Source organism: Nocardiopsis deserti (assembly GCF_008638355.1).
Taxonomy (GTDB): Bacteria; Actinomycetota; Actinomycetes; order Streptosporangiales; family Streptosporangiaceae; genus Nocardiopsis; species Nocardiopsis alborubida.
Window position 1 is genome coordinate 1 of record NZ_VWVS01000022.1, and the last position, 17,370, is coordinate 17,370.

Annotated in this window: 15 protein-coding genes; 4 read left to right on the plus strand and 11 right to left on the minus strand. The window is 72.7% G+C overall.

The window, feature by feature from the left end:
- Window positions 1-797: 797 nt before the first annotated feature.
- A complete protein-coding gene (gene tyrS / locus FYW99_RS26365; RefSeq protein ID WP_150254730.1) occupies window positions 798-2,096 on the minus strand; it encodes a tyrosine--tRNA ligase in 1,299 nt (432 codons plus the stop codon).
- 255 nt (window positions 2,097-2,351) lie between these two features.
- Between tyrS and FYW99_RS26370 the strand changes: the two genes are divergently transcribed.
- The 4 genes from FYW99_RS26370 (at window position 2,352) to FYW99_RS26385 (ending at window position 5,201) form a co-directional block, all read left to right on the plus strand.
- Window positions 2,352-3,161 carry an alpha/beta fold hydrolase gene (locus FYW99_RS26370; protein WP_150254731.1) on the plus strand — a complete coding sequence of 270 codons (810 nt, stop codon included), beginning with the start codon at window positions 2,352-2,354 and terminating at the stop codon, window positions 3,159-3,161.
- Window positions 3,154-3,762 carry a TetR/AcrR family transcriptional regulator gene (locus FYW99_RS26375; RefSeq protein ID WP_150254732.1) on the plus strand — a complete coding sequence of 203 codons (609 nt, stop codon included), beginning with the start codon at window positions 3,154-3,156 and terminating at the stop codon, window positions 3,760-3,762. The genes FYW99_RS26370 and FYW99_RS26375 overlap by 8 nt, the downstream gene beginning before the upstream one ends.
- Before the next feature lie 3 nt (window positions 3,763-3,765).
- Window positions 3,766-4,347 (plus strand): permease, encoded by a 582-nt coding sequence (locus FYW99_RS26380; protein WP_150254733.1) that lies wholly within the window; start codon window positions 3,766-3,768, stop codon window positions 4,345-4,347.
- A 146-nt stretch (window positions 4,348-4,493) separates the two neighbouring features.
- Window positions 4,494-5,201, plus strand: a complete 708-nt coding sequence (locus FYW99_RS26385; protein WP_150254734.1) for an HNH endonuclease family protein — start codon at window positions 4,494-4,496, stop codon at window positions 5,199-5,201.
- A 7-nt stretch (window positions 5,202-5,208) separates the two neighbouring features.
- Here FYW99_RS26385 and FYW99_RS26390 read toward each other — a convergent pair whose 3' ends face one another.
- The 10 genes from FYW99_RS26390 to argH all read right to left on the minus strand — a co-directional run bounded on the left by FYW99_RS26390 (window position 5,209) and on the right by argH (window position 17,327).
- Window positions 5,209-5,616 (minus strand): hypothetical protein, encoded by a 408-nt coding sequence (locus tag FYW99_RS26390; RefSeq protein ID WP_150254809.1) that lies wholly within the window; start codon window positions 5,614-5,616, stop codon window positions 5,209-5,211.
- A gap of 243 nt (window positions 5,617-5,859) precedes the next feature.
- Window positions 5,860-7,071, minus strand: coding sequence for an L-2-hydroxyglutarate oxidase (lhgO, locus tag FYW99_RS26395; protein WP_150254735.1), 1,212 nt, complete (start codon window positions 7,069-7,071; stop codon window positions 5,860-5,862).
- A 47-nt stretch (window positions 7,072-7,118) separates the two neighbouring features.
- Window positions 7,119-7,580, minus strand: a complete 462-nt coding sequence (locus tag FYW99_RS26400) for a DUF742 domain-containing protein (RefSeq protein ID WP_150254736.1) — start codon at window positions 7,578-7,580, stop codon at window positions 7,119-7,121.
- A complete protein-coding gene (locus FYW99_RS26405) occupies window positions 7,570-10,197 on the minus strand; it encodes a nitrate- and nitrite sensing domain-containing protein (protein WP_150254737.1) in 2,628 nt (875 codons plus the stop codon). The genes FYW99_RS26400 and FYW99_RS26405 overlap by 11 nt, the downstream gene beginning before the upstream one ends.
- A gap of 323 nt (window positions 10,198-10,520) precedes the next feature.
- Complete coding sequence (locus tag FYW99_RS26410; protein WP_150254738.1) at window positions 10,521-11,438, minus strand: sirohydrochlorin chelatase; 918 nt, start codon at window positions 11,436-11,438, stop codon at window positions 10,521-10,523.
- Window positions 11,439-11,594: 156 nt separating this feature from the next.
- The gene (locus tag FYW99_RS26415; RefSeq protein ID WP_150254739.1) at window positions 11,595-12,191 is read right to left on the minus strand and encodes a GTP-binding protein; all 597 of its coding nucleotides are present in this window, start codon (window positions 12,189-12,191) and stop codon (window positions 11,595-11,597) included.
- Window positions 12,172-12,666 carry a DUF742 domain-containing protein gene (locus FYW99_RS26420; protein WP_150254740.1) on the minus strand — a complete coding sequence of 165 codons (495 nt, stop codon included), beginning with the start codon at window positions 12,664-12,666 and terminating at the stop codon, window positions 12,172-12,174. Before FYW99_RS26420 ends, FYW99_RS26415 begins: the two co-directional genes overlap by 20 nt.
- A complete protein-coding gene (locus FYW99_RS26425; protein ID WP_150254741.1) occupies window positions 12,663-13,100 on the minus strand; it encodes a roadblock/LC7 domain-containing protein in 438 nt (145 codons plus the stop codon). The genes FYW99_RS26420 and FYW99_RS26425 overlap by 4 nt, the downstream gene beginning before the upstream one ends.
- Before the next feature lies 1 nt (window position 13,101).
- On the minus strand, window positions 13,102-15,603 hold the full coding sequence (locus tag FYW99_RS26430) for a nitrate- and nitrite sensing domain-containing protein (protein WP_150254742.1): 2,502 nt from the start codon (window positions 15,601-15,603) through the stop codon (window positions 13,102-13,104).
- Between the two features lie 305 nt (window positions 15,604-15,908).
- Window positions 15,909-17,327 (minus strand): argininosuccinate lyase, encoded by a 1,419-nt coding sequence (gene argH / locus FYW99_RS26435; protein ID WP_150254743.1) that lies wholly within the window; start codon window positions 17,325-17,327, stop codon window positions 15,909-15,911.
- Window positions 17,328-17,370 lie beyond the last annotated feature (43 nt).

The window sequence follows — 17,370 nt, forward strand, 5'->3', positions numbered from 1 at the left end:
TAATCAAAGGAACCTCGCACACGAACCTTGCGGTTCTGTGTGTCGGGGCCAAAACAAACATGGCTTAAAGAAAATCAAACACGCGCTGTTGAGTTCTCAAGAAACAACCGCTCTTCGCTTACAAGCCACTGTGGGCTTTTCCGCCGAAGGCGTCTGCGTTTCCGCTTTGTTGTGTCTTTACTTTATCAGGTGTTCCGCACCCCGCCAAATCGGCGGTTTGTGGTGTTCCTGGTCGGGGTAAAGCCCGTTTCCCGTTTCGCTTCCGTGTTTCCTTGGAAGCGCCTCCCAAAGCCTAGCCGACTCGGAGCAGTGCTCGAACCGACTCGATTGAGAGGGAGGAAGGATGTCGCCGGACCCGGTCCGGTGCCGAGTCGACCCGAGGGCCGCTCGCCGTCCCGCAGCGACTCGTTCAAGTATAGGGAGGGCGGGGGCAGACGTCAAGCCGGAGCCCGGTACGCGCGTCAACCGCGCGGTCCGGGACCCTGTCGCCCCTGCCGGGCGGCTTGTACAGGCCCCTGTGACGTGCGCGGACCTCACACCGGGTCCGCGCTGTTACGTCGGCTTTTGTTCAGACAACGGGCATCCTGCCCGGAAGGTTCCTGCTCGAAACCCGCTGGCCCTGTGCTCCTGGTCCCCTGTCTGTTCCACACCCCCGCGCCCGCTGTCCTCGTAGGAGCTCAACGAGCGCAGCGGGCGCGGGATCAGGAGACGGCCGGGCCGTGCCCGGGTACGGGGACGCGACGGTACCCGGGTACGGCCGCGGGCCGGTGGTCGACACCGGCCCGCCAAGCGGGACGTCAACCGTTGAGGACGAGGCCGCCGATGTTGCGCTTGCCCTTGCGCAGCACGACGAAGCGCCCCTGGAGCACGTCCTCGGCACTGAGCACGGCATCCACGTCGGTGACCTTGACGTTGTTCACGTAGGCCCCGCCCTCCTGGATGGCGCGGCGGGCGGCGGACTTGCTCGGCGTCAGGCCGCTCCGCGCGAACGCGTCGGTCACGAGCAGCCCGTCGACGGTCCCGTCGGCCTCGGCCCTGGGGACCTCGGCCAGGGCGGCGTCCAGCGTGCGGGCGTCCAGGTCGGACAGGTCCGCGCGGCCGAACAGCGCCAGGCTGGCCTCCTTGACCTTGCGGCACTCCTCCTCACCGTGCACGAGGGTGGTGAGGTCCTCGGCCAGGACCCGCTGGGCGGCGCGGGCCTGCGGACGCTCCTCGGTCTGGCGCTCCAGCTCCTCGATCTCGTCGCGGCCGCGGAAGCTGAAGGTCCTCAGGTAGCGGACCACGTCGCGGTCGTCGGCGTTGAACCAGAACTGGTAGAAGGCGTACGGCGAGGTCAGCTCGGGGTCGAGCCAGACGCTGCCGGACTCCGTCTTGCCGAACTTGGTGCCGTCGGCCTTGGTGAGCAGGTTCGTGGTCAGCCCGTGCGCCTGGCCGTGCGGCTCGTTGCCGTCCATCCTGCGGACCAGGTCCAGGCCCGCGGTGATGTTGCCCCACTGGTCGGAGCCGCCGGTCTGGAGCGTGCAGCCGTAGCGGCGGTAGAGCTGGACGTAGTCGTAGGACTGGAGGAGCACGTAGCTGAACTCGGTGTAGCTCATGCCCTCGCCGTCGAGCCGGCTCCTCACCGTCTCCCGGGCGAGCATCTGGTTGACGCTGAAGTGCTTGCCGACGTCGCGCAGCAGCTCGATGGCGTTGATCTCGCCGAGCCAGTCGGCGTTGTTGGCCAGGACGGCGTCGGTCGGCTCCGGCTGCTCGCCCTCGGGGGTGAAGCGCAGGAACGCGGACAGCTGCCCGCCCAGGTTGTCGACCCAGCCCCGCACGGTCTCCAGCGAGTTGAGCTGGCGCTCGGCGTTGGGCTTGGGGTCGCCGATGAGACCGGTGCCGCCGCCGACCAGCGCGATCGGGCGGTGCCCGGCCTGCTGGAAACGGGCCAGGGTCAGGATCTGGGTGAGGTGGCCGACGTGCAGGCTGCCCGCCGTCGGGTCGAATCCGCAATACAGGGTGATCGGACCATCGGCGAGCGCCTTGCGCAGTGCGTCAAGGTCGGTCGTCTGCGCGAGCAGGCCGCGCCACTGGAGTTCGTCGATGATGTCGGTCACTGTGTTGCTCTCTGTTGTGTAGGCGGGCCCCGCGGGGCTCGTTCTGCCTTGAAGTGTAGGCCGGACGCGACGGAACGCCATCCGGTTTTCCCGTCTCCCCACGCTATCGGCTGTGGTGGAGCCGCAGATCGCACGGCCCCGCCCCGACACGGACACACCCCCCTCCGAAGAAACCGACGGGATCCCCTTGACCCGAATGGCTAATGGCATTAGCTTTTTGGTTATCAGGGAAAGCCAAACGGCAGGGAGAGCACAGTGCACCACCTCACACGCCCCCAGGGGCGGATCGCCTACGACCTCTACGGAGCCGGGAACACCGGACCGCTCGTGGTCTGCGTGCCCGGTATGTTCGACCACCGCCACTCCTTCCGCTTCGTCGGCGCGGGCCTGGCCGAGGCCGGGTACCGGGTCGCCGCCATGGACCTGCGCGGCCACGGTGACAGCGACACCACCTTCGACGACCACACCAGCCGGGCGGCGGCCACCGACGCCCTCGCTCTCGCCGAGGAGCTGGGCGGCGGGGACGTGGTCATCGTGGGCAACTCCCTGGGCGCGGGCGCCGCCGCCATCGCGGCCAAGGAGCGGCCCGACCTGGTGGCGGGTATCGCCCTGCTCGGCCCGTTCCTGGGTCCGCCCTCCCCCGGCCTGTTCACCCGCGTCGGCCAGCGGTTGCTCCTGATGCGCCCCTGGGGCCCCCGCGCCCTGACCGCCTTCTACGACCAGTTGCACACCGGCCGCAAGCCCGAGGGGCACCGGCGCCAGTTGGAGCTCGTCCTCGAGATGCTGCGTCCGGCCGACCGCTACCGCGCCGTGTACCGGACGATCTACGCGCGCAACGAGACCGTCGCCGACGCCGAGGGGATGCGGGCCCGGGCCGTGGTGGTCATGGGCGAGCAGGACCCCGACTGGAAGGACCCGCGCGCCCATGCCGCACGGGTGGCCTCCGTGGTGGGGGGTTCGGTACTGATGGTGCCCGAGTGCGGCCACTACGCCCACGCGCAGCGGCCCGACGTGGTCGTGCCCGCCGTGGAGGCGCTCGTCGGGGAGGTCGTGGCCGGTGCCTAGGGCGGGACTGACCCCGGCGGTGGTGGCCGAGGAGGCGGCACGGCTCAGCGACGAGGAGGGGTTCGACTCCCTGTCCCTGGCCGCGGTCGCCAAGCGGCTCGGGGTGGCCACTCCCAGCCTGTACAAGCACGTGGACGGACTGACGGGGCTGCGCCGTGAGGTGGCGCTGCTGGGCGCGAACGGGATCGGCGAGGAGGTGCAGCGCGCCGCGGTGGGCCGGTCCGGTCCGGAGGCGCTGCGCGCGACGGCCGACGCCTACCGCCGCTACGCGCACGCCCACCCGGGGCGCTACGTCGCCCTCCAACAGTTGCCGGTGCTGGCCGGGGCCAGGGCCGAGCTGACCACCGACCCTGTGCGGGTCCTGGCCGCCGTCCTGCGCGGGTTCGGCATCCCCGAGGACCAGGACGTGCACGCGATCCGGGCGCTGCGCAGTTCGTTGCACGGGTTCGTGGACCTGGAGACGCGCGGCGGCTTCGGTCTGCCCGAGGACGTGGACCAGTCCTACGCGCTGCTGGTGGAGGGGTTCGTCCGCGCCTTCCAGGAGTGGCCGGGCGCCGTGCCCGGCACGGTTGTGGCACACGAGAACACGGGGAGGGGGTAGACGATGCTGGCAGGACACTTCGGGGTCGCGGGCCTCGTCAGGGCGTGGCGCCCGGAGCTGCCCATGGGTGCGCTCCTGGTCGCGACGCAGTTGCCGGACCTGGTCTTCCTTCCCCTGGCGGCGCTGGGTGTGGAGAGCGGGGGACCGGCCGAGGCCGGTCTGAGCGGCTACGGGTCCCTCCTCGTCCGCGCGGAGTACTCCCACGCCCTGGCCAGCAACCTGGCGCTCGCGTTGTTGGTGGGCGCTCTGGCACACGTGTTGCTCCGTGGGCGGTGGGGCCGGGACGCCGGTCTGGTTCTGGGCGGGGTGGTGTTCAGCCACTGGCTTCTGGACCTGCTCGTGCACCGGCCGGACATGCCGTTCCTGCCCGGTGGCGCGGGCGGGCTGCCGATGCTGGGCCTGGGGTTGTGGGAGACGCCGGTGGCGGCGGCCGTGGTGGAGGGCGCGCTGGTGCTGGCGGGCACGGTCCTGTACGCCTGGCGCACGCTCCGGGACCAGCCGAACCGGGGCCGGGCACGGCTCTACAGCGCGGGTGTGGGTCTGCTGCTGGTGGGTTCCTTCGTGTTCGACCTCCTCGCGTCCTGACGTCCCCTTCGCCCCCGTCGACGCGGCTCCCGGTGAGCAACACCTGGCTCCGAGCGGTGTTACGGCCTCACCCGGGCATGGGCCAAGCTGGTGGACACGACCGTGCGCCGTCCGTGTACGGCGCCCAACCCGTTGTGGAGCCCCTGATGCCCAAGAAGGCCGCGTCGAAGATCGGTGGTCTGGTGACCGCCGTGGTCGGCGTCCTCGCCGTCGCCGCGTTCGTGCTGTACCAGCTGGGAGTGATCGAACCCGATCCCGAGCGCACCGCCGAGCCCCGGGACGACGGTTCGTCCGTGCCCGGGGACGGCGGCGCCTCCTCGTCGGTGGAACAGGCCCGACAGCGGATGGAGGAGTTGCGGATGGAGGAGGAGAACGATCCGCCGGGGTACGACCGGGCTCTGTTCCCCCACTGGGACAGCGGCGTGCAGGACAACTGCACCACCCGTCAGGTGGTCCTGCTGCGCGACGGCGAGGACGTGCGGGTCGACGACGACTGCCAGCCGGTGTCGGGGTCCTGGTACAGCCCCTATGACGGGGAGACCCTGACCGAGGCGGAGGACCTCGACATCGACCACATGGTGGCCCTGAAGGAGGGCTGGCGCTCGGGCGCCCACGCGTGGACGACCGAGGAGCGCGGACGCTTCGCCAACGACCTGGACTCCTCCCAGCTGTGGGCGGTGAGCGCGTCGACCAACCGTTCCAAGGGCGACTCCGACCCCGCCGACTGGCTGCCGCCGCTGGAGTCCTCGCACTGCGACTACGTGGTCTCGTGGATCGAGGTCAAGCACGTGTGGGACCTGACCGTCGATCCGGACGAGGAGGCGGCGCTGCGCGAGGTGCTCTCGGGCTGCTGAGGCCGGTTCAGGCGGGATTGGCGACTCTGACGCCCCGGGCGGTGGCCAGGAGCTCCTTCTGGCCGACGAGGCCGAAGGCGTCGCGGACCTCCACCGCCACCCCCTGGAAGGGCGTCCAGAACGCCTCGGTATCGCCGTGCAGGGCGGTAAGGCCGTTGTTGTCGAACTCGGTGAGCCCCCAGTCGGGCGAGCGTTCGTGGTACTCGGTCAGGAAGTCGCGGACGGCGGGCAGGTCGGTGAGCCCGTCGCCGCGCATGACCAGGACCTGGAGGACCACCCTGGCCCCTCCCCCCTCCAGGGTCGTCTCCCACACCCGGCTGGAGAAGGACACCCCGCCCCACTCGTAGTCGAAGTCGGAGACCGAGGTCTGGTCGTCGATCTGGTCGGGCAGGTGCCCGATGGTGAATCCGTCCAACTCTCCCCCTCGTGGGCTGGCTGCGGCCGGGGCCGCGACGAGTGCGAGCGCGGCGGCGAGGACCGCCGCGACCCACCGGAGAACACGCATGGTCACCTCCGGCGGCGGTCGCGGGACCCTCCCACACCGCCGCCACCTCTTATGGTGGGACGCCGCGAGGGCCCGTTCCAGAGTGTCCTCGAACCTGTGGACAACCCCCGCCGACACGCACGGGGTCCGCGTCGGAGCCCCCTACCCCGCCGTTCAGGGGACGAACGTGTCGGTGAGGAACTCGGCGATCGCCAGAGAGGACGTGGCCGCGGGCGAGGGTGCGTTGCGCACGCACACCACACGCCCGTGGGTGTCCACGTGGAAGTCGTCGAGCAGGGAGCCGTCCCGGGCCAGTGCCTGGGCGCGCACTCCGGACGGGGCCGGGCGCAGGTCGGCGGCGGCCAGCTCGGGCAGCAGCCGTCGGGCCTGGGCGGCGAACGCGGCCCGCGAGGCGGACACGAGGGTCTCCCGGGCGCCCACCGTCCAGTGGCGGCGGGCCAGGCGCCAGAAACCGGGCCAGGACAGGGTCCGCGCGAGTTCCCGGGTCCGCACGTCGCGTGCCCGGTACCCTTCCAGCGCGGTGGCGAGGATGGCGTTGGGCCCGGCCATGACCTCGCCGTGGACGTGGCGGGTCAGGTGCACCCCGAGGAAGGGGTACCGCGGGTCGGGGACGGGGTAGAGCAGGCCGTTCACCAGGTGGCGGCGCTCGGGGACGAGCTCGTGGTACTGGCCGCGGAAGGGCACCACCCGGGGATCCTCCGCGGCGCCCGCCATACGGGCGAGGCGGTCGCTGTGCAGGCCGCCGCAGACCACCAGGCGGTCGAAGCGGTGGATGGTCCGCTCGCCCCGGGGGTCGCCGGTGAGGACGCGGACGCCGTCGTGCTCCTGGCGCAGGTCCAGCACGGGTGTGTTGAGCAGTACCCGGCCGCCGGACCGGCGCACGTCGTCGGCGAACTGCTCGGCGACGGCGACGAAGTCGGTGACGGCGGTGGTCGGCGAGTGCAGGGCGGCGACGCCCGCCGCGTGGGGTTCGATCGCGCGCAGGCCCTCGGGGCCCAGTCGGGTGACGCCGGGGACGCCGTTCTGCCGCGCGCGGCGTTCGACGTCGTCCAGGCGTGCCTCGTCGTCGGCGTCGGCGGCCACGAGGACCTTGCCGACCTCCTGGTAGGGCAGCCCGTACTCGGCACAGTAGTCCCGGAGCAGGCCGACGCCGCGTCGGCACAGCGTGGCCTTCAGGGAGCCGGGTCTGTAGTAGAGCCCGGCGTGGACGACGCCGCTGTTGTGGCCCGTCTGGTGCGCGGCGACCCGGTCCTCCTTCTCCAGGACGGTGACACGTGTGCCGGGGCGGTGGAGGGTGAGGCGGCGGGCGAGGGCCAGGCCGACGATGCCCGCTCCGATGACGCCGATGTGTTCGGTGCTGCGCATGGCGGCACGCTAGCAACCCGGGTCCGGACGGGAGGCGGGCGGACCGGTCACAGCGCGCGCAGACCGACGAGGACGGCGTGCAGCAGGTCCTCCCGGCCCAGCGGGCGCGAGGGGCCGCAGCGCTGGAGCGAGCCGTCGGCGACCATGTCGGAGACGATGCCCCTGACCTGGCCGACCGGCAGGCGCACCTCGGCGGCGAGCTCGACGACGGTACGCGCGCGCAGGGCGTGGCGGAGCAGGGCCTCGCGTTCGGGCCGCAGCAGCTCGTGGCGGCCCGGGACGCGCGCGGCGACGACGAGGCTGAGCAGGTCGGGCTCGTCCGGACCGCAGCGGGGAACGCCGAAGGCACGGGCGTCGGGGTCGCCCGCGGCCACGGCGAAGGGGCGCAGGAAGCGCTCCTGGCCGGGTTCCTCCTCTGGGCAGGGGAGGACCGGGGGCGGGGACGGGTCCGGGTGGGCTCTGGGGGCGTTGGCGGCCGCTCTGCGACCGGGGGTGCCGTCAGCTCTCACCGTTCCCCCTCGGCTGCGTGGGGGCGGGTGCGCGCGCCGCGCCGTCGGGCCACGGTTCGGGGGCGGGTTCCTGTCCGAGGGGGCGGCCAGGCGGGTCGGGGAGCAGGTACTCCCCCGTGTTCCCCGGCGGGGCGGCGACGGGTCCGCCGGACGCGGGAACGTGTCCCTGCGGTCCGGTGTGCGTGAGGACGACGCCGTGCGGTCCGGTCCGGTCCGGCTGCGGGGCGAAGGGCTGCGGACCCGTCTGACCTCCGCGCACGGAGACCTGCGGCCCGGTCCGGTCCGGCCACGGCACGAAGGACTGCGGACCGCTCTGCCCGAGAGGCGGCACAGGAACCTGCGGGTCACTCTGCCCGGCACGTCCCACAGGAGACTGCGGACCCGTCTGACCTCCGCGCACGGAGACCTGCGGCCCGGTCCGGTCCGACCGCGGCACGAAGGACTGCGGACCGTCCTGTCCGGAGGCTGCGGCGGGAACCTGCGGGCCGGTCCGTCCGTGGACGGTGCCGTCCGCGCCGCCCGCGGTGTGGCCGCGCAGGGGGATGGCGGCCCGCACGGGAGTCGCCCCCCACCCGGTCGGGACGCCCCCCTCCCGTCCGTTCGCCGCAGAGCGGCCCGTGGGCGTGCCCGCGACCGTCACGAGGTTGTCGACCGGCTCCAGCAGGGAGGCGGGGATGAGCACGGTCGCCCGGGTGCCCCCGTAGGGCGAGGGCCGCAGCCACACCCGGACCCCGTGCCGCCCGGCCAGGCGGGACACCACGAACAGGCCCAGCCGGGGGTCCTCGGGCAGGGCCATGACGTCGAACTCGGGAGGCTGGGTGAGCGTGCGCTCGGCCTCCGCGTAGCCGCGCTCGGACATACCCAGGCCCCGGTCCTCGACCTCCACCACCAGCCCCTCCGCGGCCGGGGTGCAGCCGACGTCCACGGGTGTGCCCGCCGGGGAGAACTGCGTGGCGTTCTCGACCAGCTCGGCGAGCAGGTGCACCACGTCGGCCACCACCTGCCCGTGCACGAGCACGCGGGGCGCCGAGGTCAGCCGGACACGCTCGAAGTCCTCGGTCTCGGCGATGGCGGCGCGCAGAACGTCCACGAGCGGACGGGGCTGGCGCCAGCGGCGGGCCGACTGCCCCCCGCCGAGGATGATGAGGTTGTCGGAGTAGCGGCGCGCGCGGGTGGCCAGGTGGTCCAGGCGGAACAGGCGGCGCAGCGCCTCGGGGTCCTGTTCGTGGTACTCGATCTCGTCGAGCAGACGGAGCTGGCGCTGGACCAGGGCCTGGTTGCGGAAGGCGATGCCCAGGAAGGCGCGGTTGGCCCCCCTGCGGATCTCGGCCTGGAGCACCGCCGACTCCACGGCGGTGAGCTGGGCGGCGTCGAAGGCCTCGGCGACCTGGCCGATCTCGTCGTCCCCCCACTCGTCCAGCGGCGGCAGCTCCTCCTGCACGTCGACCTTCTCGCCGCGCTGGGCGCGGTCGACGATGTCGGGCAGGTCACCGTCGCGGTCCAGGATCTGTTCGCGCAGGTGGGTCAGGCGCTCGGTGAGGCGGCGCGAGGAGCGGCCGACCACGGCGATGGCCACCGCGCCGCCCGCCAGGGTGAGCGCTGCCGCCGCCACGCCCAGGGAGACCCGCAGCAGGGCGGCGCTCCAGGCCAGGTCGACGGTGCGCCGGGCCTGGATTCCGGCCAGGTCCTGTAGCGCCAGGGCGGCCTCGGCGGAGGAGTCGTCCCACGCGTCCGCCCTGATGTCGACGTCGGCGTTCCAGTTCGAGCCCCCGGCCCCCTCCCCGGATTCGTCCGGCTCGGCGAGCGGGCGCCGGGTGACGATCTGGCGGCTGAGCTCCTCCGCACGGGACCAGGCGGGCAGGGAGACCACCTCCTCGTGGTGCGCGGCCACGCTCGGGTGCATGGCCGCGTCGACCGACTCCAGGGTGTCGCGGTAGGCGGCGGTGAGGTAGGTGAAGTGCGCCGTCTCCTCGTAGCTCATCTCGCCCCGGGCGATGGCGCCCGCGAGCAGCGCGTCGGCGGTGGAGTAGGCGGAGGAGGCACCCATGAGCTCGCTGGTCAGGACGGCGTCGGTGAGGTTCTCCCCGCCGTCGGTGGTGTGCACGAGCGCGGTGGTGGCGCCGGTGGTGCCCGCCAGGACCTCGCCGTAGCGCAGGATGGTCTCCTCCTGCCCGACGCCGTGCCCGTCCACGTCCGCGCGGACCTCGTCGAGGATTCCGGCGCTGTCCACCAGGGCGGTCGCGCTGCGTTTGACCTCGTCGTCGCGGGTTCCGCGCAGTCGCTCGGCGAACGCGACGGCCTCGGCCATGGCGGCGTCGGTGTTCTCCCGCTGCTCGTCGAGGGAGGCGCCGACCTCGTCGTCGCGGGTGCCGGTGCTTTCGAGGCGGCCCAGGTGGACCAGGGAGAGGCGGCGTTCGGCGCTCACCTCCTCCGCCGCCTCGGAGAAGACCTGTGCTCCCTCGCGCGCCTGGACGACGGCGCCCATGAACTGGACGGCGCGGATCGTGCCGACGGCGGCCACGACGAGCCAGAGCGCGAGGAAGCACAGGCTCGGGATCAGCACGATGCGGGTGAGCTGCCTCCGGATCGTGGGCGCGTTGTCGCGGGTTCTGCGCATGGCCCCCTCCAGCCTGTGCGGTTGCCGGGCGGCGAGAGGGCGCCCCGGCGGCTTTCGGTCGAGCCGAGGCTATCGAAAAATCCTTGCTTTATGCTGTCAAACGATCACTATCAGTTGCCTTTTCTTTGGCGGCTCTCCCCCGTGGACGTGCTACCACCGCTCCCGGGCGAAGAATCCGCAGGTCCGGACGCCGGGTGCACACGACGGGGGCCGCCCGCTGCGCGGACGGCCCCCGGGAGGGCACACCTTCGTGTGCCGGGGTACGGCGTGTCGCGCCCCCAGGGCGCTGTCGGGGAGGCTGCGTTCGTCGCGGCCGCGTGCCGTCAGGACTCCGGGCGGTGCCGGGAGCCCACCGGGGCGGGCAGTTCCTCGACCGTGGGCGGCTGCTCCACTCCCAGGGAGTTGAGGACCTCGGCGTAGCGCAGGGCGGCGATCTTGCCCAGCAGGCTGTCCGCGCCCAGGGGCGCGCCGAGCCTGGCGCCGAAGCGCGCGGCGAGCGCCTCCAGCTCCTCGCGGGGCAACTCCGGCCCCAGGGCGCTGGGCGCGATCACCGGGCGCTTGCAGCCGCCCTGGCGCAACTGGCCCACGATCTGTTCGACCGCGGCCTCGTTCTCCAGGTCGGCGGGCAGCACGGTCAGGCCCAGGCGCGCGGCGAGCAGCACGGCGCTCACCCCGGCGGCCCCGGCCGCGGCCTCACCGCCCACGGCCCCGACGATGATGCCGTCCGCCATGGTGGTGTCACGGGCGACCACGCTGATCAGGCGCATGCGGTCCGCACGCACGTATCCCGACTCGGCCAGCCGCAGGTGCAGCACCTCGGCGAGCATGGGGTGCGGCCCCAGGCCCTCGGTGACGCGCGCTTCGGTGCCCGTACGGGCCACGGCCGCCTCGATCGCGGCGGAGGTGCCCGCGTGCGGTGCGGTGACCAGCGGGACGACGACGGCGGACAGGGGGCTGCCCTGCGCGTCCTTGAGATCGGTGAGTGCCTCGGTGAGGCTCTGCTCGTCGCCCTCGGTGTGGCCGTAGCGGATGGTGACCTCGGGGCGGTAGGCGCGCACGAGGTCGGCCATCCGGGCACCGATCGACTCACCGTCGGCGCCCCTGGCCCGGTCGGCCGTGCCCGGGACCGCCATGATCAGGGCGGGGGTGCCGAACCAGTTGTCGAAGGACAGCGGGTTGCGGTGGCGGCCGGAGCGCCGCTTGGGCAGTTCGCGTGGGGGAAGTCGGTCAGAGTTTCGCATACCAGGATTCAGATGAGAGGCGGATGGGGCGCCCGGTGGGGCCGGTGGTCACTGCCGCGACATTGTAGCGTTCGGCACCCTGTTTCATGGGCGTGTCCCCCGAACGTATACCGGATCGGATCCGAGGGGATTGTCCGGGTCGGCGACCCGCACGTGTCACCCGCTCATGACGGGATTCCGGCCCCGGATCACATGGGTGACCAGCTCCACCAGCACCTCCTTGCAGGACTCGCGCTCGCGGGCGTCGGCCATGACGACCGGCACCTCGGCGGAGATGTCCAGCGCCTCGCGGACCTCCTCCCGGCGGTAGGTGGTGGAGCCCTCGAAGCGGTTCACCGCGACCACGAACGGCACCCCGCGGCGCTCGAAGAAGTCCACGGCGTGGAAGCAGGTGTCCAGGCGGCGGGTGTCGGCCAGCACGACCGCGCCCAGCGCCCCCTGGGAGAGCTCGTTCCACATGAACCAGAACCTGTCCTGTCCGGGGGTGCCGAACAGGTACAGGACGATGTCGGGGTTAATGGTGATACGGCCGAAGTCCAGGGCGACCGTGGTGGTGGTCTTGTCCTCCACTCCCCCCAGGTCGTCCACGCCGTAGCTGGCCTCGGTCATCACCTCCTCCGTGCTCAGCGGGGCGATCTCACTGACGGAGCCGACCAGTGTGGTCTTGCCCGCGCCGAATCCCCCCGCCACGATGATCTTGACCGCTTGGGGGATCGCCTCCTGCGGCCTGGTGTCAGAGTCTGCGGATGCCATCGAGTACCGCCTGAAGTACTTTCTTCTCGGGGAGCTGGGTCATGGGCGCCCGGGTGCGCACGTCGCCGTCGGCGAGGAGGTCTCCCAGGAGCACCCTGACGACGGTCAGGGGGATGTCGAGCCGGGCGGAGATCTCGGCCACCGATATGGGTCTGCGGCACAGGCTCAGGATGGCCTGCTGTTCGGGCTCCCCCTCCCGGTCCCCGCGGTCCGCGGCGGCGACGACGATGGTGACCAGGTCCAGGCTCGGACCTGTGCGGGGCCGGGTGCGGCCCCCGGTCATGGTGTACGGGCGCACGAGCTGACCCGAGGGGGCGTCACCGAGCACGACACCCGGCGAGGGCCCCTCCGACGTCGGGTGCCCGCGGCCCCGGTACCAGGCCAGCGCCCGGCGGCCGGACAGCGGTTGCGCCGCCTCGTCCGGGGTCGAGGGTACGGCCGGTGGCGCTCCGCGCCGCTCTCCGGACGTGCTCATGAACCGGCGCTCCCGGTGACGGTGAGGTGGTCCGGAGAGCGGCGCGGAGCGGCGGTGAGGAACTGGCCCACCCGCTTGACCCGCAGGTTCATCTCGTAGGCGACCAGTCCGACGTCCGCGTCCTCGGTGGCCAGCACCGCCAGGCACGCTCCCGCGCCCGCGGCGGTGACGAAGAGGTAGGAGTGCTCCATCTCCACCACGGTCTGGCGGACGTCGCCGCCGCCGAAGTGGCGCCCCGTCCCGCGCGCCAGGCTCTGAAACGCCGACGCCAGGGCGGACAGGTGCTCGGCGTCCTCGGAGGCCAGCCCCCGCGAGCCTCCGAGCAGCAGTCCGTCGGCTGACAGCACGATCGCGTTCTCGGCGCCGACGACGCGGTCGACGAGGTCGTCCAGGAGCCAGTCCAGGTTGTCAGTGGCCTTGCTCTTGCCCACCATGTCAGTCGCTTTCTCCCGTGTGATCGTCGGCGCTCGCACCGACCTGACCGTCACTGCTGTGTTCACGTCCGTCGGCGTCGGCCCCGATGTCCGCGGCCCGGCCGCGCCGGGTCCCGGTGCTGAAGGCGTCCATCATCCGACGCGCCTGTTCGGGGGTGCGCCGTGAGGAGCCCGGGGGGTCGGGTTCCTCCCACTCCGGCGGGTCCGCGGCTCTGAGCTGGGGGGCGAGGCTGGCCTGCCTCCTGCGTCGGGGAAGTCCGGGGCGGTCGGGCCCGGCACCGACCCGGCCGGACCCGGGTTGGGTCCCGGGTTCGGTCCCGGGGGCAGCGTCCGCGGTTTCGGGGTCGGTGGCGGGCGACGGTACCCGGCGCAGCAGGGGCGTGCTCCGGGCCGGGCGTACGCCGTCGTCGTCGCGTGGGACCGGGCGCAGGAGGGGCCGGGTCCGGTGGGGGGCGTCCTGCACGGTGAGCAGGTCGCTGTGCTGACCCGACGGCTCCGGGGACACCGAGTGGGCGCCCTGGCGGATGGCCGCGCGGGGCCGTTCGGGCGCGCTGGAGGAGGAGGCGACCAGGGCACCGGGAACGAGTACCACGGCCCGGGTGCCGCCGTAGGGCGAGTGCCGCAGCTGCACCCGGATGGCGTGCTTGGCGGCGAGGCGGGCGACGACGAACAGGCCCAGGCGCGAGTCCCCGCCGGAGGTCATGACGTCGAACTCGGGAGCCTCACTGAGGGTGCGGTTGGAGCTGGTCAGGACCTCCTCGGTCATGCCCAGGCCCCGGTCCTCGATCTCCACGGCCACCCCCTTGGGCACGGACTCGGTGGCGATGGTGACCTGGGTGTGCGGCGGCGAGTAGGCGGTGGCGTTCTCGACCAGCTCGGCGAGCATGTGGATGACGTCGGCCACGGCGGCGCCGGACAGCGACAGGTCGGGCACGGAGGTCAGCCGGACCCTGGTGTACTCCTCGGTCTCGGAGATGGCGCCGCGCAGGATGTCCACGAGCGGGACAGGGTGGCGCCAGCGGCGGCCGGGCTGGGCGCCGCCCAGGATGATGAGGTTCTCGGCGTGGCGGCGGCCCCGGGTGGCCAGGTGGTCGAGCTGGAAGAGGCTCTCCAGCAGGTCGGGGTCCTCCTCCTCGCGCTCGACCCGGTCCAGCAGCTGGAGCTGGCGCTGGAGGAGGGACTGGTGGCGGTGGGCGATGCCGAGGAAGACCCGGTTGACGCCCGCGCGGATGTCGGCCTGTTTGACGGCGGCGGCGACGGCGGTGCGCTGGGCGATGTTGAAGGCGTCGGCGACCTGTCCGACCTCGTCGTCGCCGTGGTCGAGCTGTTTCATCTCGGTGTCGAGGTCCACGTGCTCCCCCGACTCCAGGCGGCGCACGATGCGGGGCAGGTCGCTGCGCGCGCTGCCCAGGGTGTCGGCACGCAGCTGGGCGAGCCGGTAGGTGAGGCGTCCGGCGGAGCGGGCGGCCACGCCGTAGGCGAGGGTGCCCGCGAACAGGGAGGTGATGCTGCCGCCCACGGCGAGGGTGAGCATCCAGGAACTGGCCTGCTCGGTGGCGGTGACAACGCCGGCGGCGCGCGCGGCGGTGATGTCGGCCAGTTCGGTGTTGACCTGGTCGGCGGCCTCGCGCCAACCGCCGAGCCCCTCGGGCGGCGCGGGTTCGCGGACCTGCTCGCCGGTGAGGGCGTCCACGGTGACCGGGGCCTGGTACGTGGCGAGGGTGTCGGCGATGGCCAGGGCGTCCTGCCAGGGGCGGCTCCCGGCGAGGGCGGTCAGGGCGGGGGGGTCGCCGTCGTCGGCGGCGAATCCGGGAGGGGCCATGTCGACGCGGTGGCGGGCGTCGGTGGTGAGCGCGGTGACCTGGGCCTGCTGGAAGCGGTCGAGGGAGTCCTCGGCGAGCACGGCTCCGATGAGGGCGTCGGCGTGGCTGAAGCTCTCCTGGGCCCACATCAGGTCGGTGACGGCGGCGGCCTCGGCGGTGGCGGGGCCGTTGTCGAGGGAGCGGGCGGTGCCGGCGTAGAGGCGGATGCCCTGCCCGATCGCGGTGGTGTAGACGGTGAGGGCGTCCTCGGGCGGGCCGGGATCGGCCAGGCTCTGGGCGCGCAGCTCCGCGACCTCGGTCAGGGAGGCGAAGAAGTCCTCGGTGAGGGGCGCGGTCGCCGGGTCGTCCTGGTCGCCGATGGTGCCGCGCAGGTCGTGGACGGGGACGAGCGCCTCGTCGGTGCGCGAGACCGCCTCGACCAGGGCGGCGCGGCCGTCCTCGGCGGGGTCGGCGAGGTACTCGGCGCTCAGGCGGCGTTCCTCCTGGAGGAGGGTGAGCGCGGCGGCGAGCCGGATCCCGGCGCGGCCGTCGCCGACCGAGGAGCGCAGCGACACCGCCTGGGCGAGTATGGCCGTGCTGAGGACGACGAACAGCGCCAGGAAGGTGATGCTGGGGATCAGTACGATCCTGTTGATCTGAGCCCTGATGGCGCTGCGGCCGGTGCCTCCCGTGTTCCTCATTGCGTTCCTCCCACGGACTGGTCGCGGGCGCCTGTCGGACGTGGTCGCACCGCACGACGCGCGGATGCGCCGGAAGTGCCGTGCACCGAGGAGTCGTCACGGTCCGCACAGGGCAGACCACGCCTGGTGCCCGCAGACTCAGGACGCTACCGCACTCTCACCGCGGGTGCCGGGCGAATTCCAAAATGGGTGTGACGTGGGCGCGGCTGCCGCGAACACGGTCGCGGAAGAGGGCTCCGCGAACGCGTACGGGCGCGCTGACCACGGTGGTGATCAGCGCGCCCGTACACGGACCCTCGCGGGGATCAGGCGGTGAAGGCCTTGCGGTGCTCCTCGACGTCCGAACGCAGCTTCTCCAGCTGCTCGGCCACGCGCACGGGGGCGGTACCGCCCCTGCCCGAGCGCGAGGCCAGGGAACCGGACACGGTGAGGACCTCGCGCACCGCCGGGGTCAGGTGCTCCGAGACGGCGACGAGGTCGTCGTCGCCGAGGTCGGGCAGGTCGATGCCGCGCTCCTCGCACACGCGCACGCAGGTGCCCGCGATCTCGTGCGCCTCCCGGAAGGGCACGCGCTCGCGCACCAGCCACTCGGCGATGTCGGTGGCCAGGGAGAAGCCCTGCGGGGCGAGTTCGGCCATCCGGCCGGTGTGGAAGGTGAGGGTGGCGACCATGCCGGTCATCGCGGGCAGCAGCAGGTGGAGGGTGTCCACCGCGTCGAAGACCGGCTCCTTGTCCTCCTGGAGGTCCCGGTTGTAGGCCAGCGGGAGCCCCTTGAGGGTGGTGAGCAGCCCGGTGAGGTCGCCGACGAGGCGCCCGGCCTTGCCGCGTGCGAGTTCGGCGACGTCGGGGTTCTTCTTCTGCGGCATGATCGAGGAACCCGTGGAGAAGGCGTCGTCGAGCGTGACGAAGGAGAACTCCTTCGTCGCCCACAGGATGACCTCCTCCGAGAGCCGGGACAGGTCCACGCCGATCATGGCGGTGACGAAGGCGAACTCGGCGACGACGTCGCGGGCGGCGGTGCCGTCGATGGAGTTGTCCACCGAGTCGGGGAAGCCCAGCTCGGCGGCGACCGCGCGGGGGTCCAGTCCGAGGGAGGACCCGGCCAGCGCGCCGGAGCCGTAGGGCGACACCGCGGCGCGGCGGTCCCAGTCGCGCAGCCGCTCGACGTCGCGCACCAACGGCCAGGCGTGCGCCATGAGCTGGTGGGCGAGCAGCACGGGCTGGGCGTGCTGGAGGTGGGTGCGGCCGGGCATGGCGGCGTCCGGGTGTGCCGCGGCCTGGTCGGCCAGGGCCCGCACCAGGTCCAGGAGCTGGTCGGCGATCTGCCGGGCCTCCTCGCGCAGGTACATGCGCACGAGGGTGGCGATCTGGTCGTTGCGGGAGCGCCCGGCGCGCAGCCGTCCGCCCAGTTCGGCGCCGACCCGCTCGATGAAGCCGCGCTCCAGGGCGGTGTGCACGTCCTCGTCCTCCAGGACGGGGGTGAACGCCCCGGAGGCCACGTCGGCCTCCAGCCGGTCCAGGCCCTCGATCATGCGGTCCAGCTCGTCGCCGGTGAGCAGGCCCGCGCGGTGCAGGGCACGGGCGTGGGCGCGCGATCCGGCGATGTCGTGGCGGGCCAGGCGCCAGTCGAAGTGGGTGCTCAGCGACAGGCGTGCCAGGGCCTGGTCGGGGCCGCCCTCGAAGCGGCCTCCCCACAGGCGCAGCGCCTCGGGCTGGTCGGCCATGGTGGTCTCTCCTTGACGTGTGGTGCGGCGGTACGGGGCCGGG

Excerpts from the sequence above, each read along its gene's own strand:
- FYW99_RS26380 (WP_150254733.1), top strand. The coding sequence starts at position 3,766 with ATGCTGGCAGGACACTTCGGGGTCGCGGGCCTCGTCAGGGCGTGGCGC.
- FYW99_RS26385 (WP_150254734.1), top strand. The coding sequence starts at position 4,494 with ATGCCCAAGAAGGCCGCGTCGAAGATCGGTGGTCTGGTGACCGCCGTG.
- lhgO (WP_150254735.1), bottom strand. The coding sequence starts at position 7,071 with ATGCGCAGCACCGAACACATCGGCGTCATCGGAGCGGGCATCGTCGGC.
- FYW99_RS26405 (WP_150254737.1), bottom strand. The coding sequence starts at position 10,197 with ATGCGCAGAACCCGCGACAACGCGCCCACGATCCGGAGGCAGCTCACC.
- FYW99_RS26410 (WP_150254738.1), bottom strand. The coding sequence starts at position 11,438 with ATGCGAAACTCTGACCGACTTCCCCCACGCGAACTGCCCAAGCGGCGC.
- FYW99_RS26415 (WP_150254739.1), bottom strand. The coding sequence starts at position 12,191 with ATGGCATCCGCAGACTCTGACACCAGGCCGCAGGAGGCGATCCCCCAA.
- FYW99_RS26420 (WP_150254740.1), bottom strand. The coding sequence starts at position 12,666 with ATGAGCACGTCCGGAGAGCGGCGCGGAGCGCCACCGGCCGTACCCTCG.
- FYW99_RS26425 (WP_150254741.1), bottom strand. The coding sequence starts at position 13,100 with ATGGTGGGCAAGAGCAAGGCCACTGACAACCTGGACTGGCTCCTGGAC.
- FYW99_RS26430 (WP_150254742.1), bottom strand. The coding sequence starts at position 15,603 with ATGAGGAACACGGGAGGCACCGGCCGCAGCGCCATCAGGGCTCAGATC.
- argH (WP_150254743.1), bottom strand. The coding sequence starts at position 17,327 with ATGGCCGACCAGCCCGAGGCGCTGCGCCTGTGGGGAGGCCGCTTCGAG.